Here is a 23,518-nt window from a genome sequence, read left to right on the forward strand (position 1 = left end):
AAGCAGCCCATGAGCATCAGCCCCGTCAGCAGTCCTGTCGGCACCGCGGCCGCGAGCAGCGCCGTCGGCGGTACGAGCCTGACCTCGTCGACGCCCACCAGCACGCCCCAGCAGACCCTCAATTCGAGCGTCTTCATGGACCTCCTCGTCGCGCAGCTCAAGAACCAGGACCCGAGCTCGCCCATGGACACCAATGCGATGATCCAGCAGACGAGCCAGCTCTCCATGGTGGAGCAGCTCACGCAGCTCGCGACGGACAGCAGCCAGGGCCTGAGCGTTCAGCAGCGCGCTGCCGCCGCCGAACTCATCGGCAAGGCCGTGACGTACCTGGGCGCCGACGGCACCTCCGGCAGCGGCACCGCGAGTTCCGTGTCCTTCAGCGGGACGTCGCCGACCGTCAACATCGGCGGCGCATCGATTCCGCTCGGTTCGATCACCGGCGTCACGGGCACCACCGGCGTCACGGGCGCCACCGGCGCCTAGCCGGCCCCCAACCTCAGACCAGCCCCAGAAAGGAAGCCACCATGCTCCGCTCCCTCTACTCCGGCATCTCGGGCCTGCGCGCCCATCAGACCATGCTCGACGTCACGGGCAACAACATCGCCAACGTGAATACGGTCGGCTTCAAAGGCTCGTCGACCGAGTTCGAGGACACGCTCTCGCAGCTGACCCAGGGTGCCTCGGGCCCTCAGGGGCAGACGGGCGGAACGAATCCGGCTCAGGTCGGCCTCGGCGTGAAGGTCGCGGCCATCACGACCAACTTCAACCAAGGCTCGGCCGAATCGACGGGCAAAGCGACCGACATGATGATCTCGGGTGACGGCTTCTTCATCACAAGCAGTGGCGGGCAGCAGCTCTACACGCGTGCGGGCTCCTTCGACTTCGACGCTTCGGGGCGGCTCGTAACGCCCGACGGCGCCCTCCTCCAAGGCTGGCCGGCGAACGCCGCCGGGGTGGTCAACACCGGATCGCCCATCGGGAACATCACCCTCTCGCCGACGACGACGATTCCGGCCGTCGCGACAAGCCAGGCCACTGTGGACGGGAACCTTCCGTCCGACGCCGCGACGGGAACGTCGCTCGAACGCGACCTTCAGGTCTTCGACGGCAACGGGGTGGCGCGGAACCTCGCGCTCACGTTCACGCGCTCGGCTACCGGCTGGGACGTCTCGGGCGCGGACGCCAACGGGACCACGGGCACCGGCTCGCTCGGCTTCACGAACGGCAAGCTCACTTCCGGGGGCTCGGTGACGGTCGGCGGGATCACGGTGAACCTCAGCACAGTGACGGGTTATGCCGGAATGACGACCATCGCCGCGAGCGGCCAGAACGGCTCCGCCGCCGGGACGCTCGAATCCTTCACGCTCGGCAACGATGGCTCACTCGTCGGGTCCTTCAGCAATGGGCTCAAGCAGGTTGTGGGCCGGGTCGCGTTGGCGAAGTTCACAAACCCGGCTGGCCTCGAGAAGTCCGGCGACTCCTCGTACACGAGCACGGCGAATTCGGGGAGCCCGCAGATCGGTCAAGCCGGTGATCCGGGTTTTGGGACTCTGGCTGGTGGGGCTTTGGAAATGTCGAACGTCGACCTCTCACAGGAATTCACGAATCTCATCGTGGCGCAGCGGGGATTCCAGGCCAACGCACGAATTATCACCACTTCCGACCAGGTGCTGCAGAGCCTGATCGACATCAAGCAATAATTCCTCCGTCTCGGGTACGCCAACTCGCCTCTCTGGGCGTCTCGGGTACGCCAACTCGCCTCCCTGACCGTCTCGGGTACGCCAACTCAGAGTTATCTGTAGCCGAGTTGCTTCTGGTGAGGATTATCTGTACCCGAAACGCCAAAGGCGGTGAGATTGGATTTAGGCGAGGACGACGACGCACCTCTGCCGCGCGTCGTCGTCCTCCGTTTCGGGTACGCCAACTCGCCTCCCTGGCCGTCTCGGGTACGCCAACTCAGAGTTATCTGTACCCGAGTTGGTTCTGGTGAGGATTATCTGTACCCGAAACTTCCCTGGGAGGGAGTTGGTGTACCCGAAACAAAGGGAGAGGGGTGGGTTTGGGTCACAAGTCGAGGCACTCGTTGATTTGGATCGTGCCGCCGAGCGCAATGTAAGGGTGGTTTGAGAGCAGAGTCCGCGCGTCCGCGAGGGAGCGGGCCTCGATGATCGTGTAGCCGTCGATCTCGACGGCGTCGACAGGCTCGCCCGAGGCGATCTGCCCACCCTGGAGCACGGGCGCCCCGAAGTCGACGAGCGCTTGGCCGAGTGACTCCTGGGCCCACTTTCGCAACGCTCCCCGAGTGGCCGCGATGACGTCCGGCTCTGGGTACGGCATGCCGTGGTAGGTGATGAGGAAGCGCGTCATGGCTGTCCTTCCGGCCAGTTGTGCCTAACGCTACAACCGCCCGCGGCCCCTGCGAAGGCCTCGACCACTACCGCGGCCACTCCTTCTAGTTCACCCGCACCAGATATCCCCCGCGCAGAGACGGGTGATCTGCGCTCGGGCCTGCTGTTCGCTCAGACCGACTTCGAGGAGGGAGGGGATGAGCCGCTCCTGCCGCTTCAGCGTTTCGGGGTCGGCCGCTCGTAGGTAGAAATCAGGGTCCATAACGCTCCTCTCGGCACAGTCCACGGCTCAGCTAGATAGCCGGTCGTGAATGGGCGTACCGAGCAGCATGCCCGAGCACGGCCTGGGACACGTAGGGCCTTAAGGCCCTACCTTCCCGCGATCAGGCAGCGACCTTCCGGCGCATCCGGTCGAGGAGCCGCTTGAGAAGCCGCGAGACCTGCATCTGGCTCACGCCCAGAATCTCGGCGATCTCGCTCTGGCTCATCTCCTCGACGAAGCGCAGGTGCAGGAGACGCCGCTCGTCCTCGGTAACCCCTTCGAGGGCCGCCGTCAGGAGCTGATGGGACTCCACTTCCTCGAAACCGGGTTCGACGACGGAGAGCGCCCGGGCCGAGGGGTCCGGCCGGGAATCCTCATCACTCGGCGGCTCGATCGAGAGTCCGACCATTGCTGCGTCGGCGAGTTGTGCCTCGGCGATCTTCTGTTCAGGGACGCCGGCCGCCTCGGCGAGCTCGGCGGGGTTCGGCTCGCGCCCAAGTTCCTGGGCAAGCCGGCGGCGGGTCGAGTTCACTTCGAGCCGAAGTTCTTGGACCGACCGAGGTGGCCGGACTGCCCACGAGTGGTCGCGGATGTAGCGCTTGATCGTTCCCGTGATGGTGGGCACTGCGTAGGGGACGAAGCCCTGCCCCGCGCCCTCGCGGTAGCGGCGGATCGCCACCATGAGTCCCAGTCGTGCCACTTGGCGGAGGTCCTCGGGGTCGTGGCCCGGGTACCGGTGGCGGTTGGCCAGTGCATCGGCCACGCCCAGGTACTTGAGGGCCATCTCCTCCTCATGCTCGCCCGATTCGGGCTGCAGCTCTTCGGCTTCGTCTGCTGCTAGATCGTAGAGATCAGTCATCGCCTTGCCCTTCTCGCGCTAACCCGTCTGTGAGACAGACTGTTCTGTCTGGTCATCGATTAATACAAGTAGACAGACCTGTCTGTCCATCTTTGATGATTACAGATTGGTAACGGAGGATTGGAGATAGACAGAAAGGCCTGTCTACTCGCGCTAGCATCGTTACGTGGACGCCCGAGTTGAAGCTCGCGCGATCGTGGGTCTACGGCACGGTGCGCGCGACAAGATTCTTGATACTTCGTACGAGCTTTTCGCCCGTCGCGGGATTCGCGATGTCGGCGTGGACGAGATCATCTCCCGTTCAGGAGTGGCGAAAGCGACCTTCTACCGACATTTCCCCTCCAAAGACGCTCTCGTCCTCGCGTATCTGGACCGGTGGTTCGTAGCGCGCAGCGCGGCGATCGAAGCAGCCACGGAGGGGATCGAGAGCAGGGATGAGGCCGTGCTGGCCGTGTTCGGCGTCCTGCGCGACTGGTTCGAGCACGGGACGGCTGAGGCCAGCGCGTTCCTGCACGTCATGATCGAGATGGGGCCGGACCATCCTCTGGGCCGTGCGAGCATGGACTACCTCACGCGTACCCGCCAGCAGCTCGCAGAGCTCGCCGAGGCCGCAGATCTCTCCGATCCGGAGGGATTTGCCTGGTCGTGCCACATCCTCATCAAGGGCGCCATGGTGGCCGACTCCGAAGGGGACGCCGAGGCCGCTGCCCGCGCCCTCACGATGGCGCGGCTCCTGGTCGAGGAACATCACCAGAAGAAGCCTTCTGCTTCGGCCCCGCGTCACTTTACGGATTGGAAGGACCCCGAGGGGCTCAATCGGGACGTCGCTACATCCGTGCCCCAGCGCGCGGCTACTCCGCAGCGAGCTCGCCGAGCCGGGACACGGTAGCCCTCAGATCTGCCGCGCTGGCCCTGCCGGGCCGCGTGGTGTAGGCGCTGTCCGCGTTGAGGAAGAGGGCCGCGAACACGAGTGCCACGGCAAGATGCGCCCTCACGGGATCGGCAGTGCGCTGTTCGGCGAGCTGGATGACGTGCTTCCGCAGCCCAGACGTCCACTGATGGAGGGCCGCGAGCAGGTCGGGCTCCAGCCGGATGAGTTCCCGCATGCGCGGCAGGTTGTCCTTGCCGCTCGAGACGCTCGCGATAAGCTCGCACAGCTCGTCGAGCAAAGGCCCTGAGCCTTCGAGGAAGCGCCGCTCGTCCTCCTCTGCGATGGCGGTAGCAGGCAGTCCGAGGGCCGCCGCGGCCTTGGACGGGAAGTAGTTGAAGAAGGTCCGCTCGGAGATCGTGGCGCTCGCGCAGATGTCCGCCACGGTGACGTGCGCGACGCCGCGTTCGCTCACGAGATCGAAGGCGGCGTCATGGATGGCGCGCCAAGTCTTCTGCTTCTTGCGCTCGCGGAGCGAACACTGCTTGTCGACGAGGGGCGAGTTGGTGGTCACGGTAGTTCCTGGGGAGTGCGAAACGGAGCCGGGGCCCCACGAGGGCGTGGGGCCCCGGCCAGAGGTTTACGAGCGGTGGACGCGGATGGTTCCGGTTGCCGGAGCGGCCTGCGCGCCCGTCTCGGCCGCAGCCGCGGCGACGTAGACCTCGAGGTCCTCGGCCGACTGCTGCTGGTCGGCCTGCTCCTGAAGGGCGGAGCGCTGGCGCAGCGGCGGAACCTTGAAGAACCAGCTGAGGATGAACGCGAGCAGAATCACTGCGAGGCCCACCCAGTAGATGCTCACGGCCGCGGCGTTGAAGCCCACCATGAAGGGGCGGGTCAGTCGAGCGTCAGCGCCCTTGAGGAAGGACGTGTCCGACGTGGATGAGGACGAGGACGACTGCGCCTGCTTCGAGTCCTGAATCTGGCTGATCATCGTCGGCACCACCTTGTCGACGACGGCGGTGCGCTGGGTCTGGTTCGAGAAGTCGACCGCAAGGCGACCGTCGACGACGGACACGCCACCCTTCTGGGCAGCCATCGCGAGAGCCTGCTGTTCGGCGGCTGGCTTCGCGGCTGCGACCTGCTGGTCGATGATCGACGGCGCAGCAGCGGCGGGGATCATGCCTGCGGAAACCTGCTGTTGCACGGCCGCAGTGACCTTCTGGGTGACGGCTTGATCGGCAGCCTGCTTGGCCGCCGTCGTGCCCTGATCTAGCCCGCTCTGGATCTGCGACTTCACCGGGGTGACGATCGGGTTCCAGATCTGCTGCATGACGCCAGCGTTCGCGGGGTTGGTTGCGACCGACGGCGTGAGTGCGGCGTCGAGAGCGCTCGTCAGATCAGCCTTGTTCGTCATCGCGGTCATGATGTTCGTCGGCATGAGCGCGAACAGGACCGAGAGCAGGACGGCGGTACCGAGGGTGCCGCCGATCTGGCGGAAGAAGGTCGCCGAGCTCGTTGCCACGCCCATGTCCTGCGGCGGCACCGAGTTCTGGGACGCGAGCGTGAGCGACTGCATGAGCTGGCCTAGGCCGAGGCCGATGAGGAACATGGCGATCATGAGGAACCACAGCGGCTTGTCGATCGACATGAACGTCAGGACGAGGTAGCCGCCCGCCGTGAAGAGCGTGCCCGTGATCGGGAAGATGCGGTACCTGCCGGTGCGGGCCACGATCTGGCCGGAGACGATAGAGGCGATCATGAGGCCGCCGACCATCGGGAGTGTCGCGAAGCCGGATTCCGTGGGGGTCAGGCCGGTCACGAGCTGCAGGTAGAGCGGCAGGGTCAGCATGGCGCCGAACATTGCGAAGCCGACGAGGAAGCCGAGGACCGTGGCCATGGAGAACGTGCCCGAGTGGAACAGGCGCAGCGGGATGATCGCGTTGGTCCCCATGGCGCGCTCGATGTAGATGAACGAGACGAGGCCGACGACGCCGATGACGTAGCACGTGATCGAGGCGGCGGACGTCCAACCCCAGTCGCGGCCCGACTCCGCGACCAGAAGGAGCGGCACGAGAGTTGCGATGACGGCCGTGGCGCCCCACCAGTCAATGCGCGCGGTCGAGCGGTCGTGGAACTTCGGCAGGTGCAGGAACGCGAGCACCATGCCGAGCGCGATGAGGCCGATGGGCACGTTCACCAGGAAGACCCAACGCCAGCCGGAGATGAAGAGGATCTGGCTCGCGCCGGAGAAGACGCCGCCGACGAGCGGGCCGACCACCGAGGAAACAGCGAAGACTGCGAGGAAGTACCCCTGGTACTTGGCGCGTTCGCGCGGCGCGAGGATGTCGCCCATGATTGCGAGCGGCAGCGACATGAGGGCGCCTGCGCCGATGCCCTGGAAGGCCCGGAATCCGGCGAGCATGAGCATTGACGTCGAGAACGAGGACATCATTGAGCCGATGATGAAGACCCCAAGGCCGAAGATGTAGAGCGGGCGGCGGCCGAACAGGTCGGACAGCTTGCCGTAGATCGGCGTCGCAATCGTCGACGTGATGAGGTACGCGGTGGTCACCCACGCCTGCTGGTCGAGGCCGTGCAGATCGTCGCCAATGGTCCGGATCGCGGTGCCGACAATCGTCTGGTCCAGCGACGAGAGGAACATCCCAGCCATGAGGCCATAGATGACTAGAAGGATCTGACGGTGAGTCATCACCGGGTTGGGGTGAGCGGCGCTACCGGTGCGGGATCCGGGGCTGGCTGCTGCGTTGGACATGGAAGACAATCCGAATCTCTCAAAGGGGAAGAATCGAGGGGCCGCGAAGGCGACTCAAACTTGCAGACCCTGCAAGTTTACACACTCTGCAACAAAGACTCCACTTGAGCTTTCATCGTGCATCCACTACCCCGGCTCGTCCGCCGAACGCATCTTCCCCCATGAGCACCCCAGCTGGCCCTGTTAGCCTGTGCCGAATGCGAGCCGTACAGATTTCTTCTCCCGGTGCAGCCTTCGAAACCACTGAGCGCGCCCTCCCCGAGGTTCCGCGTGGCCACGTCCTCGTTCGCGTCGCCGCTTGCGGCATCTGCCACAGCGACGGAATGGCGGCCGCTGGTCTGGCTTCCTCCTACCCCCGTGTGCCCGGCCATGAAGTAGCCGGAACGGTCGAGTCGGTGGGCGAAGGCGTTGTCCAGTGGACGGAGGGCCAGCGGGTGGGGGTCGGCTGGTTCGGAGGAGCCTGCTTCGTCTGCGATTCCTGCAGGCGGGGCGACTTCATCTCATGCCGTTCCCTCAAAGTCACCGGCCTTACGTTCGACGGCGGCTACGCGGACTATGTCCTAGCCCCCGCCGATGCGCTCGCGGCCGTCCCAGACGGGCTCTCGGACGCCGAGGCGGCGCCGCTCATGTGCGCGGGGGTGACCACCTTCAACGGGCTGCGCAACAGCGGCGCCCGCGCCGGCGACGTCGTCGCCGTCCTCGGTCTCGGGGGCCTCGGGCACCTCGGCGTCCAGTTCGCGAGCCGTATGGGCTTCGAGACAGTGGCGATCGCGCGTGGGGCAGAAAAGGAGCAGTTCGCCCGAGAGCTGGGCGCTCACCACTACATCGACAGTACGACGGCGGACGTCGCAGCCGAGCTTCGCGAGCTCGGCGGGGCGAGCGTCGTGCTTGCGACTGTCACCGACGCCCACGCGATGGCTGTGACCGTGCCTGGCCTTACGCCCCGCGGGCGGCTTGTGGTTCTCGGTGTCCCGCATGAGCCGCTCACCGTGAGCGCGGGCGACATCGTGGGTGGCAGCCGCCTCGTTGCGGGCCATGCTTCCGGCAGTGCCAAGGATTCCGAGGACACACTGCGCTTTGCTGCGCTCACGGGCGTGCGCCCCCTCATCGAGACGTATCCGTTGGAAAAGGCGGGCGATGGTTTCGAGCGGATGATGTCGGGCAAGGCACGCTTCCGGGTGGTCCTGACCGTCGACTGACTCAAGACGGTTGGTTCGCTGGGAGCAGGCTGGGTAAGCCATTGGGGAAGGAGGTACGTCGACGTGCCAGAGTTTCATTTGACCGTTCTCCGCACCACAGGTGCGGATGCAGGAAAATCAGCTGCCCCTGAGATCACTTTCATGGCAAGAGATCTCTCCTCCGCCAAGACGCTCGCGGAGTGCATCATCAAGCAAGATCGCTTCAAGGGGCCGGCCGCGGATGAGGCGACGCTCGTCGGCCCGGCCACAGCACCCGCGGCCAGGTGGACGAGCAGCTCCGGGTGGGACGAGGCGCTCGAGCCAGTGAACTGACCCCACTGGGCGAGCGGCCAGTCTGGCTCCCACCCTCTGCTCGAATATTTGTTTGGGCACATGTTCGCTTTTCGAATAGGTCTTCGATAGGCTGAGGCCATGGTTGGGGTGGGGGACTGGCTTCGTGGAGGCGATCCGACCTGTTCGGGCGGCTCGGCTCGTTCGGGCGGTTCGGCGGCCCCTGGTGCTTCCACGTCTACGGCTCCCTCGGATACACGCGATTCCACCGCTTTGCGTGGTTCCCCTCGTCTTCCCTCCTCGGAAACACAGCTCGTTCCATCCTCGGAAACACCGCCCTCCCTCGAGGCGTCTCTTGATTCCGCCGCGGCGCCGACCCGCGCCGCGGAGGCACGCGCCGAGTCTCCCGCACCCGCTGCGCGTGCCGGACTTCCGGGTGCTCCTTTGGACGATGGTGCGCTCGTTGAGGGCAGTGCTCCTGTGGAGGATTGGCGGAGCGCGCTGGGTGCTCTGGTGGCCCGTCCGGTGGGTGGGCCGTCGAATTCGGAGGTCGTGTCGTTCCTCGCCCGGCTGGGGCTGCCCGGCCTGTTGGGGGATCTGGATGGTCCGGGGCTGATCGACCGGCTGGATGCGCTGGAGCGGCTCAAGGCGGCCGCGGCGGCGGAGCAGGCCAGGGTGCAGGTGGAGTTCGCGCTCCTGTGCGAGGCGGGGATGGACCCCCGGGCCGCGGCCCTGGAGTCCCGGACGGGGCGGGCCGCGGCGAGGGCGGGGGAGCGTTCGGCGTCGGCGCAGATCGCCCTGGCCCGGAGGGTCTCCCCGGCCCGGGGGGCCAGGCTGCTGGCCGCGGCGAGGCGGCTCGTGGCCGACCTGCCGTGCACGCTGGGGGCCCTGTCCGCCGGGCAGCTGAGCGAGGACCGTGCGGTGTGGGTCGCGGAGGGGGTCGAGGTCCTCTCCCCGGCGGAGCGGGCGGCGGTGGACGAGGCCCTGGCCGGGCACCCGCGCCGGCTGGAGGGCCTGGGCGACCGGGGGGTCCAGGACGCGGTGCGCGCCGCGGTCGACGCGGTGGACGACCGGGCCGCCGCGGCCCGGGCGAGGCGGGCGGGGCAGGGTCGGCGGGTGACCCTGCGGCGGCTGCCGGACGCGATGGCCCAGCTCACCGCGATCCTCCCCGCCGCCCAAGCCGCCGCCGTCGCCGGGGCCCTGCGCGCGGCGGGGGCCGGCGCACGCGCGGCCGGGGACTCGAGGACGGCGGGGCAGGTCGCCGCGGACACCCTGGTCGAGCGCGTCACCGGGCAGGAGCACGCCGACGCGGTGCCGCTGCGGGTGGGGCTGGTCATGACCGACTCCTCCCTCTTCGGCGCCGGACGGGAGCCGGCCCTGCTCCAGGGCTACGGCAGGATCCCCGCCGGGCACGCCCGCGCGATGGTCGCCGCCACCGCGACCGGAACTGCCCGGACGGCCGCGGCCGGAACCACAGCCGGGACCGCCCGGATGCCCGCGGGCGCAGCCGCGGACGGCACGCTGAGCTCGGCGGCCGGCGCCTCCCGGAACGGTCCGGCGGGTGCGCCTCCGACGGGCACGGCCGCCGACCCTTCGGAGAGCGCGGCGGCCGTCGCTTCGGGGATGCCTCGGGGTCCGGCGGCGGTTCCTGCCGACGGCCCTGGTGGCCTGCCTGCCGGTGGTGGGCGTTCTGGGGGTGCTGCGTCGTTGGCGGGGGTGTGGCTGCGGCGTCTCTACCTCGATCCCGGCACGGGGGAGCTCGCGGCGATGGACTCCCGGCTGCGCCGCTTCCCGAGGGCCCTGGCGGAGTTCATCCAGACCCGGGACCAGGCCTGCCGGACCCCGTACTGCGAGGCCCCGATCCGGCACATCGACCACGTGGTCCCGGTCGCCTCGGGCGGGGAGACGAGCGTGGAGAACGGGCAGGGCCTGTGCGAGGCGTGCAACCACGCCAAGGAATCCCCCGGCTGGGAACGGCACGTCGTCGGGTGCGAGGACCCCGACGGCACCAGGACCGAGGGGACCCGGGGCGACATCCTCACCGTCACCCCGACCGGCCACGAATACTACTCACCACCACCCAAACTCCCCGGCTCCGACCCGTACGCCCGGCGCCGAGAGCACGCCCCGGCCCAGTGGGAGCACGCCCCGCCCCAGTGGGAAAGCGTGCCCCAGTTGGAATACTCGCCGCAGTGGTGGCAAACGCCCAGGCGTCAGCATGGCTAGGCGTCAGCATGCTAAGCACCGGGAACGCGCTCCGACCCAGTGGGAAAACGCGTCTCCGCAGTAAGAGCATGCCGCAGAGAAAGGTTGCGCCGGCTAGGCCTAGTTTCCTTAGCCTGGCAGTGGGACGTCGGGGGCGTCGTCGTCGCCCCCGTAGGCCTCTTTCTCCAGTTCCTCGGCCCGCTCCGGGTCCTTCTCTGGCGCGATGCTGCCCTTCTCCTGCTGAGGCTCGGGTACCTGATCCTCAGCGCGCTCGAGATCGTCGTCGGGCTGATCGATAGGTGAGGTCACGGCCCTCTCCTTCCCCGTCGTCTTCTGGATGGGCTTAACATACCCCTCAGTCGAAAGCTGAATCGGCTTCTAGACAGAACAGTCTGTCTACTTCTAGCGTGACGAGTACATGGGGCTTCCAGCCCTGCCGAGAGGAGTCAGCGATGGAGGAGAGCGCATTCTGTGCCGGAGCCTTGGGAGCTGACCCGCCAGAGGGGGCATGTCCTGACGTCGTCGTCCATGCGGCAGCGGCCGGGCAGCTCGCTATCGAGTGTTATCGCGACCGGGCTTGGGCGACCTGCCCGCCCCGGAGCCTCACGGCGATTCGGATCCAGGCCCATGATCTGCGGGATGTGCTCGCGCAGATGCTGGGACGTGAGCCCTCGATCGAAGAAGTGGCCGAAGCCCTGCGGATTGACGGGGATGCCGCCCGGGCCGAGACTCCGGGCCTCCCGACTCCAGCCCCTATGATGTAGAGGCGTAATTGGACAGACCGGTCTGTCTACTCCTAGCATTCCAGACATGTTGGATATGAGTGGCGCTGCAACGGCGCAGAAGCCGCAGGACGCGTCGCCTGATTCTGGTCTTCCCGTGGAGCCCGAGCAGCATTACCGCTCGCTCTGGATTCTGCAGCATCTCCTCGAAGGCTCCGAGCTGGCAGCCGAGACCAAGACCCGCCTGAAGGAGCTCGTCGAGGAGCATGCCGCCGATCCTGACCAAGCCCTCCTGGAACACCTCCGTGAAGTCCGGGCACCACTATCCTGATCCGCGCAGCGCTGGGGCTATCCCCGGCCCGCCAAGCGCCGGGCCGCCTCTGCGATCGCCGCGGCGTCGATCTTCGCCCAGGCCATGAGTTCCGGACCCGTGCCCGAGCCGGGCATGCCACGCACCGCGAGGTGCTCGAGGTCGAGGCTTCTACGTCCTCCCGAGAGGAGGCTCTCGGCCACGGCGGAGCCAAGCCCACCTTCGGGGTGGTGGTCCTCGACGACGACGAACTTGCCGCCAGTTGCGTCCGCGGCTGAGCGCAGGGTCGCCTCGTCGATCGGCTTGATCGAGTAGCAGTCGATCACCCGGGCATGGATGCCGTCCTTCTCGAGCTGTTCCGCGGCCTCAAGACACGCGTGCAGGGTGACGCCGGCGCCCACGAGGGTGACGTCGTCGCCCTCCCGTAGCGTCTTCGAGCCGCCCACGGCGAAGTCCTCGTCCGCCCCGTACAGGACGGGGTAAGCCCCGCGTGTCGTACGGAGATAGCTGATCCCGCTTGTCTCCGCCATGCGCTCGACGAGTGCAGCTGTGCTTGTCGCGTCGCTTGGATAGAGCACCGTTGAGCCGTGGACGGAGCGCATCATGGCGAGGTCTTCGAGGGCCATCTGTGAAGGGCCGTCGGCCCCGATCTCGATCCCGGCGTGCGACCCCACGAGCCGCAAGTCGGTCCTTGAGACGGCACCCATGCGGACGAAATCGTGAGCCCTCGTGAGGAAGGCGGCGAACGTTGATGCGAAGGGGATGTAGCCGCGAACGCCGATTCCAGTCGCCGCCGCGACGAGCTGCTGCTCCGCGATGTACATCTCGAAGAAGCGGTCCGGGATCTCCTTCGCGAACTGGTTCGCGTACGTCGAATTGCTCACCTCGGCATCAAGGGCGACGACGGCGGGATTCGCGGCTCCCAGCGCGGCGAGCGCCTGGCCGTAGGCCTTCCGCGTGGCAACCTTCTCGCCGACTTCGTACTGCGGGAGTTCGACCTTGCCTGCCTGGCCGCGAGCCCCGCCGTCGGACGCCCCGTCTGAGCCCCCGCCCTCGGGTACCGGGCCGCGCACGCGGACGTCGCGCTCGCCGCCGAGTTCCTTGATGGCCCTCTCCGCCATGTCTTCGGGGAAAGGCTTCCCGTGCCAGTCCGGGCTGTCCTCGACCTCTGAGAAGCCCTTGCCCTTGATCGTCTTCGCGATGATCACTGTGGGGCGCTCGTCCGAGTCGTCCTCCGCCTCGGTCAGAGCCTCGTCGATTGCGGTCAGATTATGGCCGTCAATCCTGATGACTCGGGCGCCGAACGCCTCCGCCCGCCGCGCGTAGGCCACGGTGTCCCAGCCGAGATCGGTCTCGCCGCGCTGCCCGAGCCGGTTCACGTCGACGATTGCGACGAGGTTCGAGAGCTTGTAGTGGGAGGCCTTGTCGAGCGCTTCCCAGATCGAGCCCTCCGCGAACTCGCTGTCGCCGCACAGGACCCACACCCGGTAGGGGATCTTGTCGAGGTACTTGCCGGCGAGGGCGATGCCGACGCCGTCGGGGAGGCCTTGGCCGAGCGAGCCGGTGGCGACGTCGACCCACGGCAGCACGGGCGTCGGGTGGCCCTCGAGGCGCTCGCCGAAGCGGCGGTAGCCGTTGAGGAGTTCGTCTTCTGAGACCACGCCGGCTGCGCGGAAGACTGAGTACACGAGGGGCGAGGCGTGGCCCTTCGAGAAGACGAGGTGATCGTTGCGGGGGTCGTCGGGGTTGTCCCAGTCGTAGCGCAGGTGCCGGCTGATGAGCACGGCCAGCAGGTCCGCGGCGGACATGGACGACGTCGGGTGGCCGGATCCAGCGCTCGTGCTCGCGCGGACTGAGTCCACCCGCAGCTGAGCTGCTACTTCGGCGACGGTCTCGAGGTCGGGCTTCGTGAGTGTCTCTGTCATCGTGTGACCTTTGCCTTCTTCGACGGGTTCATCGACGTTACCGGTAGCACCATTACCCTCCAGCCCACTCCGGCAAGCAAGGGTTTGTGAGGACGCTGCTCGTTCCTCGGCTTACGGGAGGGTGCGCGCAGCCGATAAAGGAAGGGGAAAGCGTCACCGCACCCGTCCCACCAGAAATGGCCCCATGATCGTTGTCACCCGGCTCAACGGGTCCCGCTTTGCGGTCAATCCCGATCTCATCGAGCGCGTTCAGGAGAATCCTGACACGACGCTCGTCATGGTCGGGGGCACGACGTATGTGGTGCGGGAGAGCCTCGCCGACGTCATCGAGCTTGTCGCGGGCTACCGGGCTCTCGTCCTCGCGACGGCCCGCGGGCTGCCGACCTTCGAAGGCCAGCATCTGAGCCTTGTTCCGCCTCCCGAGGACGAGCCTGGGCCAACGACCGCTACACCCCTGCGGCCCGGACAGCATTAGGAGAGGGCCTCATGGATCCTTCAATCGTCATCGGCCTCGTCTTGGCCTTCGGCTCGGTGGTCGCGATCGTGACCATGGAGGGAGCGAGCGTCACGGCGCTCCTCCTCCCGCCGCCCATGATCCTCGTCTTCGGCGCGACGCTCGCCGTCGGCCTCGCCGGCAACACGCTCAAGGACACGTTCCAAGCGTTCAAAGCCATGCCGAAGGCGCTCATGTGCAAGGCCCCGAAGCCGCAGGAGAGCATCGACCGCATCATCGCCCTCGCGGAGAAGGCTCGTGCCGAGGGGCTTCTCTCGCTCGAGTCGGAAGCGACCGACGCGAAGGACCCGTTCCTCGCGCGCGCCCTGCAGAACGTCGCGGATGGCACCGACGGCGAGGAACTCCGCATCATGATGGAGGACGAGATCGGCACGCGCTCGCGGGCGGATCAGGCGAACGCCCGCTTCTTCGCCGCGCTCGGCGGGTACGCACCGACCATCGGCATCATCGGCACCGTGGTCTCCCTCACCCACGTACTCGAGAACCTCTCCGACCCCACGAGCCTCGGCCCGATGATCGCGAGTGCCTTCGTCGCGACGCTCTGGGGACTCCTCTCCGCCAACTTCATCTGGCTGCCGTTCTCCTCCCGCATCGCGCGACTGTCCGAACTTGAGATCGAGCGGATGACGCTCGTGATGGAGGGCATTCTCGCCGTGCAGGAAGGCGCGCAGCCGATGCTTCTCGCCGACCGTCTCCGCGCGATGGTCCCCGACCACCATTTCAAAGGCAAGGGGAAAGCCGACGCGAAGGAGAACGTGAGGGCTGCAGCGTGAGCCCGCGTCGTCGTCGTCCGCTCAAGAAGCCCGCTCCCTTCCACGTCGATGAGCGCTGGGCCATTTCCTATATGGACATGATCACGGTCCTCTTCTGCCTCTTTGTGGTGCTGTTCGCGATGTCCACGGTGGATCAGAACAAATTCGACAAGCTGAGGAATTCGCTCGCGACGGGATTTGGAACAACGGTCACCCAGAAGATCGACACGGCGACCGGAACAGTCGTCCCTCCGGATCAGGTGAACAAGGACGCGCAGGGCTTCACGAATCTCGATCTTGCGATCAAGGAAGTAGACCGGCTCACAGCCCTCGAGAAGCAGATGAACGATCGCCTTACCACCGAAGGTCTCGCCCAGGACGTGCAGTTCCAGATCGACCAGCGTGGCCTGACCGTCAAGCTCGTCGGGTCTGAAACGTTCTTCCAGCCCGACAGTTCAGAACTCACCCAACGCGCCCATCAGGTGCTCGACGCCGTCACCCCAGTCATGGTGCCGACGAACCTCGAGGTCTCGATCGAGGGGCATGCCGCGAATGCGATCACTGCCTACCCGTCCGTGTGGGAACTTTCCGCAGAGCGCGCCACGAAGGTGCTGCGCTACATGGTCGAGCAAGACGGGCTCCCCGGTCCCCGCGTGGGCGCTACCGGGTACGGCTCGTCCCGGCCGGTCAACGCGGACAAGACCGAGGCGGAGCACGAGCAGAACAGACGGGTCGACATTGTCGTCCTGTCCGACCAGCCGGAGACGGTGCGCGCGCTAATTCCCGAGGCGCTCAAGGCCCGGGTGAGTCAGAAGTAGGGCGCCCAGAAGTAACCGCCGAAGGGATCATTCGGACAGGAAGGCATTGATCCGGTCGATGAATTCCTTCTGGCGCGGCATCAGCGAGAACGCGTGGCCGCCGTCGAACGCCTCGAATTCGGAGCCGCCGATTCCTGCGTGCAATTGTTCCGCGCGCTCAATTGGAATGGTGCGGTCCCTCCGGCCGTGCACGACGAGCGTCGGGGCGTGTATACGCGGCAATTGTGCTGTGCCGTCATATCCCGTTGCCGCTTCCCGCTGTCGAAGGTGCGCATAGCGCGGCTGGGGGTCGAGCCTCCGCAAACCGGGGAGCCGGATCAGGGCGCTCATGAGCCGCATCGGCAGCGACATCCTGATCCGGCCGGTCCCGGCTGCAGAGGTGCTGACGAGGACGAGCTTGCGCACCCTTCCCGGATGGTCGGCTGCGAGTTCCAGCGCGATTCTCCCGCCCATGGAGATGCCGACGACGTCGGCCTGCTCGATTTCGAGCGCCTCCATCAAGGCGAGTGCGTCGAGCGCCATCATGGGGATGGAATATGGAACATCCGGCTTGTCGCTCTGCCCGGCCCCGCGGTTGTCGAACGCGATGACCTGGTGTGCGGCTGAGAACCCGGCGATGAGTTCCTTGTGCAGCGCGACCGACGCGCCGAGCCCTCCGATGAGCAGGAGCGGATAGCCGCTCCCATGTACCTCGTAGTACAGGTTCAGGCCGCGCACGTGGGCAATGGGCACGGGACGCCTAACGCTCGTGCGAAGCGTTCCTCAGAGCATCACGCTCCGCGATAGTCACGTCCGCTTTCGACCAGTGCTCCGTAGCAACCTCCCGAATGATCACAGTCATATTCTCGCGTAAGGCCTCGACGCTTCCTTGCGCCGCTTTGTGGAGTGCGGAGATGAGGGCTCGCAACTGCAGTCTCGCTCGTTCCCGACCTTCTTTCATTTGGCCAAATCGCGACTCGCCGTCCGACACGCCGACAGGGGCGTGAATCGGCGTCGAAACAAGGTCGGGAACGGACGCGGTCCAGCGCCTCCCGCCAAGGGCTCAGGCGAAATCGCTCTCCTCGTGAGCGCGGGCGGCTGTCGGGTCACTGGTTGAGACAGTGCAAAGCGGGTGGAGCGCGCGCGTATGGTCGACCACCCTGGTTGGCCCGGTCAGGGTCACACTGCGGCGGAGCACGATATCGGCACTGGACCGGCCCAACCCCAGGACGATCTCGCCGGGTTCAACGATCCGCCTCCCGTCCCGGCCTGTGAACGAGACGAGATCAGCAGGCACCGTGAACGTGAGCAGGGCTTCTTCCGCTGTGTCCAGATCGATCCGCTGATAGCCGATGAGTCGCTGGAGGGGCCGCACGACCGAGGCGACCGGATCATGCAGGTAGAGCTGGACGACGTCGGACCCACTCCGCGCGCCCGCATTCCGGACCCGAACCGTGAGCCGCACGTTTCCGTCGGTGGACATGGTGTCGGCGTCCGCCTCGAGGTCGCTCCATTCGAAGCTCGTGTAGCTGAGTCCGTGCCCGAAGGCGAAAGCAGGGGTCGGGTCGATGTTCGAGACGGAGGTCTTCCGGCCCAGAGCGGGGGCGAGGTAGGTGGCGGGCTGGGCGTCGGGGTGGCCGGGAACGCTGACGGGGAGACGTCCGGAAGGATTCACCCTTCCGCTGAGGACACCCGCGATGGCGGCCGTACCCTCCTCTCCCGGGAAGAAGGCCTGGACGATCGCCCCGGCTTCGGAGCGCGTCTGGCGACTCAGCGCGTAGGGTCGCCCTGAGAGAAGCACGACGACGGCGGGTGTCCCAGCCGCGAGGACCTGGTCCAGGAGCGCCTGCTGAGCCCCGGGCAGAGCCAGCGAACCGGCGTCACAGCCTTCACCGCTGGTCCCTCTTCCGAACAGGCCAGCGCGGTCGCCCAAGGCGAGGACGACGAGATCGGCGTCGGCCGCCGCTTGAGCGGCGTCCGCCAGTTCATCAAGCTCACCGCCGTCGATGCTCGTGCCCTGAAGGAAGGTGATCTCGCTTGCCGGGAACTCCTCCTTGAGGGACTCGAGAAGGGTCGGCAGCCGCAGTCCGATGGGTGTCTCGGGGTGCTGCGCCCCAACGTGTGCGGGGAACGAGTAGCAGCCGAGGACGGCCATGGGGTCGTTCGCGGTCGGGCCGATCACCGCGATCTGCTTCGGAGCCGCCAGCGGCAGGATCCCGTCATTGGCGAGCAGCACAACCGCCTGCTCGGCCAGTTCCCGGGCAAGCGCGCGGTTCCGCGGGCTGTCCAGATCGATGGTCTCCCGGAGGGCCGACGGGTCGGAGAGGTCAGCGTTCTGCAGCGCCTCCGGGACCGGCGACCACTCGGGGTCCAGCATGCCGAGCTGGATCTTCTGGATGAGCACCCGCTCGAGAGCCCGGTCGAGGAGTTCTTCCTTGATCCGGCCTGCACGTACGGCCTCGGCGAGAGGTGCACCGTACGCCTTCACGGTGGGCAGTTCGACGTCGACTCCTGCGCTCAGGGCCTGTTCGGCGGCCTCCTCCCAGGAGCCGGCGACCGCGTGCAGGGTCCGGAGGAAGGCGATGCCGAAGTAGTCCGCGACAACCGTCCCCTCGAAGTCCCAAGTCTCCCGAAGCAGCCCGGTGAGCAAGTCTCTGTCGGCAGCGGAAGGAACGCCATCGATGTCGGTGTACGCATGCATGACCGACCGGACTCCTGATTCCCGGACCGCCATCTCGAAGGGCGGCAGCAGGACGTCGGCGAGCTCGCGGCGGCCTATCGAGACGGGCGCGAGATTCCGGCCGGCCTTCGACGCCGAGTATCCAACAAAATGCTTGAGGGTGGCGACGATGCCCGAGCTCTCGAGGCCCTTGATGTAGGCGGTGGCGATGCTTCCAACCAGATAGGGGTCCTCACCGATGGTTTCCTCGACGCGGCCCCAGCGCGGATCCCGCACGACATCGAGGACGGGGGCGAGCCCCTGATGGACGCCGACGGAGCGCATGTCGTGCCCAATGCTCGAACTCATCTGCTGGACGAGCTCCGGGTTGAAGGTGGCACCCCATGAGAGCGGAACGGGGTATGCCGTTGCGCCCCACGTGGCGAAGCCCGCGAGGCACTCTTCGTGCGCGAGGGCGGGGATCCCAAACCGGTTCTCAGCCACGATCCGCCGCTGGGTCCGCATGAGTGAGAGCGCGCCGAGCGCCGGGTCGACGGGTGCGGTCCCGAACGGCCGGGTCAGCTGGCCGAGCCCAGAAGGCAGGAGTTCGTCGAAATCGACCCCCTCTTCCATCTCGTGCTGGTGGGGAGCGACCTCGCCGCCCTGATCGGAGGCGCCGACCCACACGCCGTAGAGCTGGGCCACCTTTTCCTCGATGGTCAATTCGGCGATCAAGGCGGCCGCCCGCTCGGCAGCAGGCCGGGCAGGGTCGCTCCAAGGGCCCGCCAGGGCAGTACTTGACGTGGACATGCAGTGCTTCCTTCCGAGGGCCCTTAACGAATTCCTGCGGCAGCGTAAATCGCGTCGATGGCTGCCATATTGCCAAGATAGTCGGGCCCCTCTGTTGCGAGCGGTTTCCCCGAACGGAGGCCGTCAATCACCGCGGCGAGTTGATGGTCGTAGGTATCCAGACCAGCGACAGTCGAAATGTGTGTGACACCATCACGTTCAATTTGAATTGAATGCCCGCGGGCTGGAAAGACGAGGTTGTCGACGCGCAGGCTCCCCGCCTCGCCAATGACAGTGAGGCTGGACTCGAGCGTGGCATCCGGTTTCATGCTCGCGCTCACAACCCCGTGCACCCCGCCGTCGAACTCGGCAAGCGCCTCAATCCACACGTCCACCCCCAGGCGATTACGTTCCGCTGTTGCGTGGGCAATCCGGGGTTCGCCGAACAGAGTCCGCACCCAGTGCACCGGATAGCAGCCGAGATCCATGAGCGCTCCGCCGCCCAGTTCGGGCACGTGGCGGATCGAGGTGGGATCGAAGGGATTCGCGCCGTTGAATGTTGCCTTGACTGAAACCGGCGAGCCCAGCGCACCCGATTCGAGAAAATCGCGGACCCATGCTTGGAGCGGGTGGTAGTAGTCGTGGAACGCTTCGAATGCCCTTTTGCCCGTGCTCTGCGTCGCCGCCAGAACCTTCTCCGCCTCCGCCGCGTTCATGGCCATCGGCTTCTCGCAGAGGACGTCCTTTCCGGCCTCGAGCGCAGCAATTGTCCACCGCGCGTGCTCCGAGGGCGGCAGCGCGATATAGACGAGTCCGATCGAATCGTCGGCGAGGAGTTCTTCGTAGTGAGAGTAGGCGGTTGGAATTCGGTGCCGCTCGGCAAATTCCCCCGCACGACGGCGGGAGGCGACGGCGACGAGCTCGACGTCGTTTCGGCGTCGTGCGGGATTGATCATTGCGGCCGGTGCAATGCCGGCGGCGCCCAACAGGCCGACCCGGAGAGGGGCCCTCTCCATCAGTTCAGCCAGCATTCGCTCGGCGGGACCAGGGTCTCCAGCTCGGCCCACAGCGCTTCCGGAATCTCCAGAGCCGCGTACTCGAGGGTCTGGCCTACGCGCTCAGGAGAGGAGACGCCGACAACAGTCGCATCGATGAAAGGCGCCCGGAGCGAGAACTGCAGCGCGGCCGCTGCGAGCGGGAAGCCATGCCGAGCGCAGGCCGCGCCCATCGCGCGAGCGGCATCGGCAATCTGCTCGTCGCGCTCGCCGTAGCCGTATTTGCTCTGCACGTCCGGCCCCTTCGCGAGCATGCCCCCACCGAAGGGGGCGGCATTGACGACGCCGATACCCCGCTCGTGCGCGGAGGCGAAGAGCGGCTCCGCCGAGCGGTCGAGCAGCGTGTAGCGGTTGTGGCTCAGCAGGACATCGAAGTTGCCCGTGTCGAGGTACTGGGCGAGCAATTGCACAGGTCCTCCCGCAACCCCGATCTGGTCGACCCTTCCCTCCTGGCGTAGCTGTACGAGGGCCTCCACCGCGCCCCCAGGGGCGACGGCCTCCTCGAAGGGGATCCGCTCCGGGTCATGCAGGTACAGGAGCGGCACCCGGTCGACGCCGAGCCGCACGAGGCTCTCCTCGTAGGAGGCGAATACCCGTTTGCCCGAGAAATCGCCCGTGATCGGGTCCGGGTCGACCTTTGTTGCAAGCACGACGTCGGCCGGGAGCCCGCCGCTCTTGGCGAGGGCGAGCCCGATGCGCTTCTCTGCCTCGCCGTGCTCGCCATAACCGTTGGAGGTGTCGATGAAGCGGATCGGGCTGGCGAGGACAGCCTCGATGGTCGCAACCGCCCGCTCGTCGCTCACGTCGTAGCCGTAGAGCCGCGCCATGCTGGCCAGCGGGCTCGTGCCCACGCAGAGCTCGGTGACCTTGAGGCCGGTGGAGCCGAGGGGCCGGGTGGCGAGGGTCACGATGCATCCTCCGCGAGTGCCGGCGCCCGATCGGCGAACGCCTGGTGGGCTGCGTGGTACGCGTCGACGATGCGGTCGAGGATTGCCTCCGTGGCGGCGTCGCCCGCCGCCGTCTCGGGGTGGGCCTCGCGCCACTCGAGCATTCGCCGTACGGCCCGCTCGAACGTGAGCCGTGGGGTGAAGCCCGGGACGAAGCGGCGGATCTTCGAGTTGTCGAAAACCGCGGAATGGCCGAGGTCGCCGACGAACTCGCCGGACCAGAACCATTCGGGCGCCACGACCGGGTAGAGCTCGCTTGCCACATGCACGAGGCGAGGCTCAACGCCGAGGGCCGTGGCGAACAAGGTGTAGATCTGGTCCCACGTGAGGACGTCGTCCCCAGTGATGTGGAACGTTTCGCCGATGGCCCGATCGCTTCCGAGCAGCCCGACGAGTCCCTGCGCGAAATCCTCCGCGTGCGTGAGCGTCCAGAGCGAGGTGCCATCGCCGTGTACGGGGATCTCAGCCCCGCGCGCGATGCGGTCGATGACCGTCCAGCCGCCCGGCAGCGGCGGGTTGGCGTCGTCGTACGTGTAGGAGGGACGGACCACGGTGACGGGAAAGCCCTGCTCACGGTACGCGCGGGCGAGCGCGAGCTCGGCGCGCCATTTCGCAGTCGCGTACGGCAGCGGTGGGTTGGGGCCGACTGGCGTCGATTCGGTGATGGGGGTGACGAGGACCGGCTTGGCGTAGATCGAGCCGGAGCTGATGTGGACGTACTGCCGCGTGCGCCCGGCGAACAGCGCGACCCACCGGGCGACGTCGTCCTCGTCATAGGAAAGGAAGTTGACGACGGCGTCGAACTTGCGGCCGCCGAGCGCGGCGCGCACCGACTCGTTGTCGGTCACGTCTCCGGTGAGCTGCTCGACCTCCGGTGGGAGGGAGCGCCCTGCCCGGTTGGCGCCCCGGTTGAGTACCGTAATCGCCATGCCGTGGGCGGCGGCGAGCCGCACGCAGGAAGCGCTGATGGTCCCCGTGCCGCCGAGGAACAGCACCTTGAGGGGCGCCGCGTCGTAGCTGAGGATTTGATCTTCGTTAGGCATCTGATCTTCTTCCTTGGTCCGAGGCGACGAACTTAACAAGTTCGAAAACTCAGCGTCAAGGTTTATAGGAAGGATCGAAACTTTTCGTGCTCTAGGCCTAAGCGCGGGGCGCGGTGCTGCTCTCGCGCACTACGAGTGAGGTCGCCATGTCGACACGGCTGAACGCAAGCTCGGGCTCGTCACGAAGCCGTAGGACGAGGTGCATCGCCTGCTCGGCCATTTCGGCGAGCGGGACCCTCACAGTTGTCAGGGTCGGCCCGACCCACTGGGCGATCGCAAGGTCGTCGTAACCGACCACGGAGAGGTCGTCGGGAATGCGGAGGCCGAGCGAGCGGGCAGCCTCGTAGACGCCGAGGGCCTGAAGGTCGCTCGACGCGAAGATCGCCGTGGGCGGCTCGGCAGCGGAGAGGAGCTCCCGTCCTTCGACCACGCCGTCGTCCCGGTGGAACGTACCAGGACGGATGTAGTCCCGGCGAACCGCGATGCCGGCGGCCTCGAGCGCTGCTCGGTAGCCTGAGAGCCGGGCAGTCGAGGCCATCATGCTTTCCGGGCCGGTGATGATGGCAATTCGCTTGTGCCCCAGTTGGATCAGGTGCTGTGTGGCGAGGAATCCGCCGTTCCAGTCAGCCGATCCGATGGACGGGGCATCCGTTGCAGGCGCGCCGTAAGGGTCCATCATCACGATCGGGATCGCACGGCTCCTTAGCCGCGCCAGATCCTTGTCGGGCAGCAATGCGGCGACCAGGATGACGCCTAGCGGCTGGCGTCGGAGCACTCCGTCAACCCATCCCGGGCCTGGCAGATGCGATTCCTCGGCGCTCGCGAGGACGATGCCGATGCCCTGTTCGCGGGCGGCATGCTCGATCCCCGAAATGGCGGCGCCGGCGAATGGGCTGTCAATCTCGAAGCAGAGCACCTCGATCAGCGGCGCAGTGCTCTGGGCGCTCAGCCGACGGTTGTAGTTGCGTTCCTCGAGCAGTGACTCGATGCGGCTGCGAGTTTCGTCGGATACGCCGCTGCGTCCGTTCAGGACCTTCGAGACGGTTGCAACCGACACATTCGCAAGCGCGGCGACCTCTGAAAGCGTTGCCCGTGTGCCCGGCATGTCGCGGGTCGCCTCGTTCACCATGCGATTCATGCTATCGGCGCGAGACGATCGACGAACACGAAATTTTCTACTTGACTACGACCGTTTTCGCAGGCCTTTAGGCTATGAAGGCG

The 23,518-nt window shown here is 66.7% G+C and carries 25 protein-coding genes; 11 read left to right on the forward strand and 14 right to left on the reverse strand.

Going from position 1 to position 23,518, the window contains the following annotated elements:
• Nucleotides 1–9: 9 nt before the first annotated feature.
• On the forward strand, nt 10–483 hold the full coding sequence (locus L0M17_RS00765; protein WP_241050316.1) for a flagellar hook assembly protein FlgD: 474 nt from the start codon (nt 10–12) through the stop codon (nt 481–483).
• A 41-nt stretch (nt 484–524) separates the two neighbouring features.
• Nucleotides 525–1,700 (forward strand): flagellar hook protein FlgE, encoded by a 1,176-nt coding sequence (locus tag L0M17_RS00770; protein ID WP_241050318.1) that lies wholly within the window; start codon nt 525–527, stop codon nt 1,698–1,700.
• Between the two features lie 364 nt (nt 1,701–2,064).
• Here the strand turns inward: L0M17_RS00770 and L0M17_RS00775 are convergent, their stop codons facing one another.
• The 3 genes from L0M17_RS00775 to L0M17_RS00785 all read right to left on the reverse strand — a co-directional run bounded on the left by L0M17_RS00775 (nt 2,065) and on the right by L0M17_RS00785 (nt 3,469).
• On the reverse strand, nt 2,065–2,367 hold the full coding sequence (locus tag L0M17_RS00775) for a YciI family protein (protein WP_241050320.1): 303 nt from the start codon (nt 2,365–2,367) through the stop codon (nt 2,065–2,067).
• A 90-nt stretch (nt 2,368–2,457) separates the two neighbouring features.
• Nucleotides 2,458–2,610 (reverse strand): hypothetical protein, encoded by a 153-nt coding sequence (locus L0M17_RS00780; RefSeq protein WP_241050322.1) that lies wholly within the window; start codon nt 2,608–2,610, stop codon nt 2,458–2,460.
• A gap of 121 nt (nt 2,611–2,731) precedes the next feature.
• On the reverse strand, nt 2,732–3,469 hold the full coding sequence (locus L0M17_RS00785; protein WP_241050324.1) for a sigma-70 family RNA polymerase sigma factor: 738 nt from the start codon (nt 3,467–3,469) through the stop codon (nt 2,732–2,734).
• A gap of 166 nt (nt 3,470–3,635) precedes the next feature.
• Here L0M17_RS00785 and L0M17_RS00790 point away from each other — a divergent pair, with 166 nt between their 5' ends.
• Nucleotides 3,636–4,358 (forward strand): TetR/AcrR family transcriptional regulator, encoded by a 723-nt coding sequence (locus L0M17_RS00790; protein WP_241050326.1) that lies wholly within the window; start codon nt 3,636–3,638, stop codon nt 4,356–4,358.
• Here the strand turns inward: L0M17_RS00790 and L0M17_RS00795 are convergent.
• Both L0M17_RS00795 and L0M17_RS00800 read right to left on the reverse strand, forming a co-directional pair.
• The gene (locus L0M17_RS00795) at nt 4,321–4,911 is read right to left on the reverse strand and encodes a TetR/AcrR family transcriptional regulator (RefSeq protein ID WP_241050328.1); all 591 of its coding nucleotides are present in this window, start codon (nt 4,909–4,911) and stop codon (nt 4,321–4,323) included. The two genes, L0M17_RS00790 and L0M17_RS00795, sit on opposite strands and share 38 nt — an antisense overlap.
• A gap of 66 nt (nt 4,912–4,977) precedes the next feature.
• The gene (locus L0M17_RS00800) at nt 4,978–7,110 is read right to left on the reverse strand and encodes an MDR family MFS transporter (RefSeq protein WP_241050330.1); all 2,133 of its coding nucleotides are present in this window, start codon (nt 7,108–7,110) and stop codon (nt 4,978–4,980) included.
• A gap of 197 nt (nt 7,111–7,307) precedes the next feature.
• Here L0M17_RS00800 and L0M17_RS00805 point away from each other — a divergent pair, with 197 nt between their 5' ends.
• The 3 genes from L0M17_RS00805 (at nt 7,308) to L0M17_RS00815 (ending at nt 10,805) form a co-directional block, all read left to right on the forward strand.
• On the forward strand, nt 7,308–8,309 hold the full coding sequence (locus tag L0M17_RS00805; protein WP_241050332.1) for an alcohol dehydrogenase catalytic domain-containing protein: 1,002 nt from the start codon (nt 7,308–7,310) through the stop codon (nt 8,307–8,309).
• 141 nt (nt 8,310–8,450) lie between these two features.
• Nucleotides 8,451–8,621 (forward strand): hypothetical protein, encoded by a 171-nt coding sequence (locus L0M17_RS00810; RefSeq protein ID WP_241050334.1) that lies wholly within the window; start codon nt 8,451–8,453, stop codon nt 8,619–8,621.
• A 510-nt stretch (nt 8,622–9,131) separates the two neighbouring features.
• A complete protein-coding gene (locus tag L0M17_RS00815; RefSeq protein WP_241050336.1) occupies nt 9,132–10,805 on the forward strand; it encodes an HNH endonuclease in 1,674 nt (557 codons plus the stop codon).
• 108 nt (nt 10,806–10,913) lie between these two features.
• Here L0M17_RS00815 and L0M17_RS00820 read toward each other — a convergent pair whose 3' ends face one another.
• The gene (locus tag L0M17_RS00820) at nt 10,914–11,093 is read right to left on the reverse strand and encodes a hypothetical protein (RefSeq protein WP_241050338.1); all 180 of its coding nucleotides are present in this window, start codon (nt 11,091–11,093) and stop codon (nt 10,914–10,916) included.
• Nucleotides 11,094–11,236: 143 nt separating this feature from the next.
• On the opposite strand from L0M17_RS00820, the gene L0M17_RS00825 reads away from it, so the two are divergent.
• Together L0M17_RS00825 and L0M17_RS00830 are read left to right on the forward strand one after the other, a co-directional pair.
• Complete coding sequence (locus tag L0M17_RS00825) at nt 11,237–11,548, forward strand: sigma-70 family RNA polymerase sigma factor (RefSeq protein WP_241050339.1); 312 nt, start codon at nt 11,237–11,239, stop codon at nt 11,546–11,548.
• 46 nt (nt 11,549–11,594) lie between these two features.
• Nucleotides 11,595–11,837: a hypothetical protein gene (locus L0M17_RS00830; RefSeq protein WP_241050341.1), complete on the forward strand. Its 243-nt coding sequence runs from the start codon at nt 11,595–11,597 to the stop codon at nt 11,835–11,837.
• 17 nt (nt 11,838–11,854) lie between these two features.
• On the opposite strand, the gene L0M17_RS00835 is transcribed toward L0M17_RS00830, so the two are convergent.
• On the reverse strand, nt 11,855–13,741 hold the full coding sequence (locus L0M17_RS00835) for a transketolase (RefSeq protein WP_241050343.1): 1,887 nt from the start codon (nt 13,739–13,741) through the stop codon (nt 11,855–11,857).
• 184 nt (nt 13,742–13,925) lie between these two features.
• Here L0M17_RS00835 and L0M17_RS00840 point away from each other — a divergent pair, with 184 nt between their 5' ends.
• Genes L0M17_RS00840 through L0M17_RS00850 form a run of 3 tightly spaced genes read left to right on the forward strand, consistent with a single transcriptional unit; the run spans nt 13,926 to nt 15,825 of the window.
• Entirely contained in the window at nt 13,926–14,216 is a 291-nt protein-coding gene (locus L0M17_RS00840; protein WP_241050345.1) for a flagellar FlbD family protein, read from the forward strand.
• 11 nt (nt 14,217–14,227) lie between these two features.
• Complete coding sequence (locus tag L0M17_RS00845; protein ID WP_241050347.1) at nt 14,228–15,028, forward strand: motility protein A; 801 nt, start codon at nt 14,228–14,230, stop codon at nt 15,026–15,028.
• Nucleotides 15,025–15,825: an OmpA/MotB family protein gene (locus tag L0M17_RS00850; protein WP_241050349.1), complete on the forward strand. Its 801-nt coding sequence runs from the start codon at nt 15,025–15,027 to the stop codon at nt 15,823–15,825. The genes L0M17_RS00845 and L0M17_RS00850 overlap by 4 nt, the downstream gene beginning before the upstream one ends.
• 27 nt (nt 15,826–15,852) lie before the next feature.
• Here L0M17_RS00850 and L0M17_RS00855 read toward each other — a convergent pair whose 3' ends face one another.
• From L0M17_RS00855 to L0M17_RS00885, 7 genes are all read right to left on the reverse strand, one after another.
• Nucleotides 15,853–16,557 carry an alpha/beta fold hydrolase gene (locus tag L0M17_RS00855; RefSeq protein ID WP_241050351.1) on the reverse strand — a complete coding sequence of 235 codons (705 nt, stop codon included), beginning with the start codon at nt 16,555–16,557 and terminating at the stop codon, nt 15,853–15,855.
• 7 nt (nt 16,558–16,564) lie between these two features.
• A complete protein-coding gene (locus tag L0M17_RS00860; RefSeq protein WP_241056265.1) occupies nt 16,565–16,765 on the reverse strand; it encodes a tautomerase family protein in 201 nt (66 codons plus the stop codon).
• A 102-nt stretch (nt 16,766–16,867) separates the two neighbouring features.
• On the reverse strand, nt 16,868–19,273 hold the full coding sequence (locus tag L0M17_RS00865; protein ID WP_241050358.1) for a beta-xylosidase/alpha-l-arabinosidase: 2,406 nt from the start codon (nt 19,271–19,273) through the stop codon (nt 16,868–16,870).
• Between the two features lie 23 nt (nt 19,274–19,296).
• Entirely contained in the window at nt 19,297–20,283 is a 987-nt protein-coding gene (locus L0M17_RS00870; protein ID WP_241050360.1) for a Gfo/Idh/MocA family protein, read from the reverse strand.
• Entirely contained in the window at nt 20,268–21,215 is a 948-nt protein-coding gene (locus L0M17_RS00875; protein WP_241050362.1) for an aldo/keto reductase, read from the reverse strand. The genes L0M17_RS00870 and L0M17_RS00875 overlap by 16 nt, the downstream gene beginning before the upstream one ends.
• Nucleotides 21,212–22,297: an NAD-dependent epimerase/dehydratase family protein gene (locus tag L0M17_RS00880; protein ID WP_241050364.1), complete on the reverse strand. Its 1,086-nt coding sequence runs from the start codon at nt 22,295–22,297 to the stop codon at nt 21,212–21,214. The genes L0M17_RS00875 and L0M17_RS00880 overlap by 4 nt, the downstream gene beginning before the upstream one ends.
• A 97-nt stretch (nt 22,298–22,394) precedes the next feature.
• On the reverse strand, nt 22,395–23,426 hold the full coding sequence (locus L0M17_RS00885; protein WP_241050366.1) for a LacI family DNA-binding transcriptional regulator: 1,032 nt from the start codon (nt 23,424–23,426) through the stop codon (nt 22,395–22,397).
• Nucleotides 23,427–23,518: the final 92 nt, after the last annotated feature.

The organism is Sinomonas terrae (assembly GCF_022539255.1).
Classification (GTDB): domain Bacteria; phylum Actinomycetota; class Actinomycetes; order Actinomycetales; family Micrococcaceae; genus Sinomonas; species Sinomonas terrae.

What these genes read in the sequence shown, in the direction of transcription:
- L0M17_RS00845 (WP_241050347.1), top strand. Translation starts at nt 14,228, where the DNA reads ATGGATCCTTCAATCGTCATCGGCCTCGTCTTGGCCTTCGGCTCGGTG.
- L0M17_RS00785 (WP_241050324.1), bottom strand. Translation starts at nt 3,469, where the DNA reads ATGACTGATCTCTACGATCTAGCAGCAGACGAAGCCGAAGAGCTGCAG.
- L0M17_RS00835 (WP_241050343.1), bottom strand. Translation starts at nt 13,741, where the DNA reads ATGACAGAGACACTCACGAAGCCCGACCTCGAGACCGTCGCCGAAGTA.
- L0M17_RS00865 (WP_241050358.1), bottom strand. Translation starts at nt 19,273, where the DNA reads ATGTCCACGTCAAGTACTGCCCTGGCGGGCCCTTGGAGCGACCCTGCC.
- L0M17_RS00765 (WP_241050316.1), top strand. Translation starts at nt 10, where the DNA reads ATGAGCATCAGCCCCGTCAGCAGTCCTGTCGGCACCGCGGCCGCGAGC.
- L0M17_RS00870 (WP_241050360.1), bottom strand. Translation starts at nt 20,283, where the DNA reads ATGCTGGCTGAACTGATGGAGAGGGCCCCTCTCCGGGTCGGCCTGTTG.
- L0M17_RS00880 (WP_241050364.1), bottom strand. Translation starts at nt 22,297, where the DNA reads ATGCCTAACGAAGATCAAATCCTCAGCTACGACGCGGCGCCCCTCAAG.
- L0M17_RS00860 (WP_241056265.1), bottom strand. Translation starts at nt 16,765, where the DNA reads ATGAAAGAAGGTCGGGAACGAGCGAGACTGCAGTTGCGAGCCCTCATC.
- L0M17_RS00800 (WP_241050330.1), bottom strand. Translation starts at nt 7,110, where the DNA reads ATGTCCAACGCAGCAGCCAGCCCCGGATCCCGCACCGGTAGCGCCGCT.
- L0M17_RS00830 (WP_241050341.1), top strand. Translation starts at nt 11,595, where the DNA reads ATGTTGGATATGAGTGGCGCTGCAACGGCGCAGAAGCCGCAGGACGCG.
- L0M17_RS00805 (WP_241050332.1), top strand. Translation starts at nt 7,308, where the DNA reads ATGCGAGCCGTACAGATTTCTTCTCCCGGTGCAGCCTTCGAAACCACT.
- L0M17_RS00825 (WP_241050339.1), top strand. Translation starts at nt 11,237, where the DNA reads ATGGAGGAGAGCGCATTCTGTGCCGGAGCCTTGGGAGCTGACCCGCCA.
- L0M17_RS00770 (WP_241050318.1), top strand. Translation starts at nt 525, where the DNA reads ATGCTCCGCTCCCTCTACTCCGGCATCTCGGGCCTGCGCGCCCATCAG.
- L0M17_RS00775 (WP_241050320.1), bottom strand. Translation starts at nt 2,367, where the DNA reads ATGACGCGCTTCCTCATCACCTACCACGGCATGCCGTACCCAGAGCCG.
- L0M17_RS00780 (WP_241050322.1), bottom strand. Translation starts at nt 2,610, where the DNA reads ATGGACCCTGATTTCTACCTACGAGCGGCCGACCCCGAAACGCTGAAG.
- L0M17_RS00810 (WP_241050334.1), top strand. Translation starts at nt 8,451, where the DNA reads ATGGCAAGAGATCTCTCCTCCGCCAAGACGCTCGCGGAGTGCATCATC.
- L0M17_RS00885 (WP_241050366.1), bottom strand. Translation starts at nt 23,426, where the DNA reads ATGGTGAACGAGGCGACCCGCGACATGCCGGGCACACGGGCAACGCTT.
- L0M17_RS00840 (WP_241050345.1), top strand. Translation starts at nt 13,926, where the DNA reads ATGATCGTTGTCACCCGGCTCAACGGGTCCCGCTTTGCGGTCAATCCC.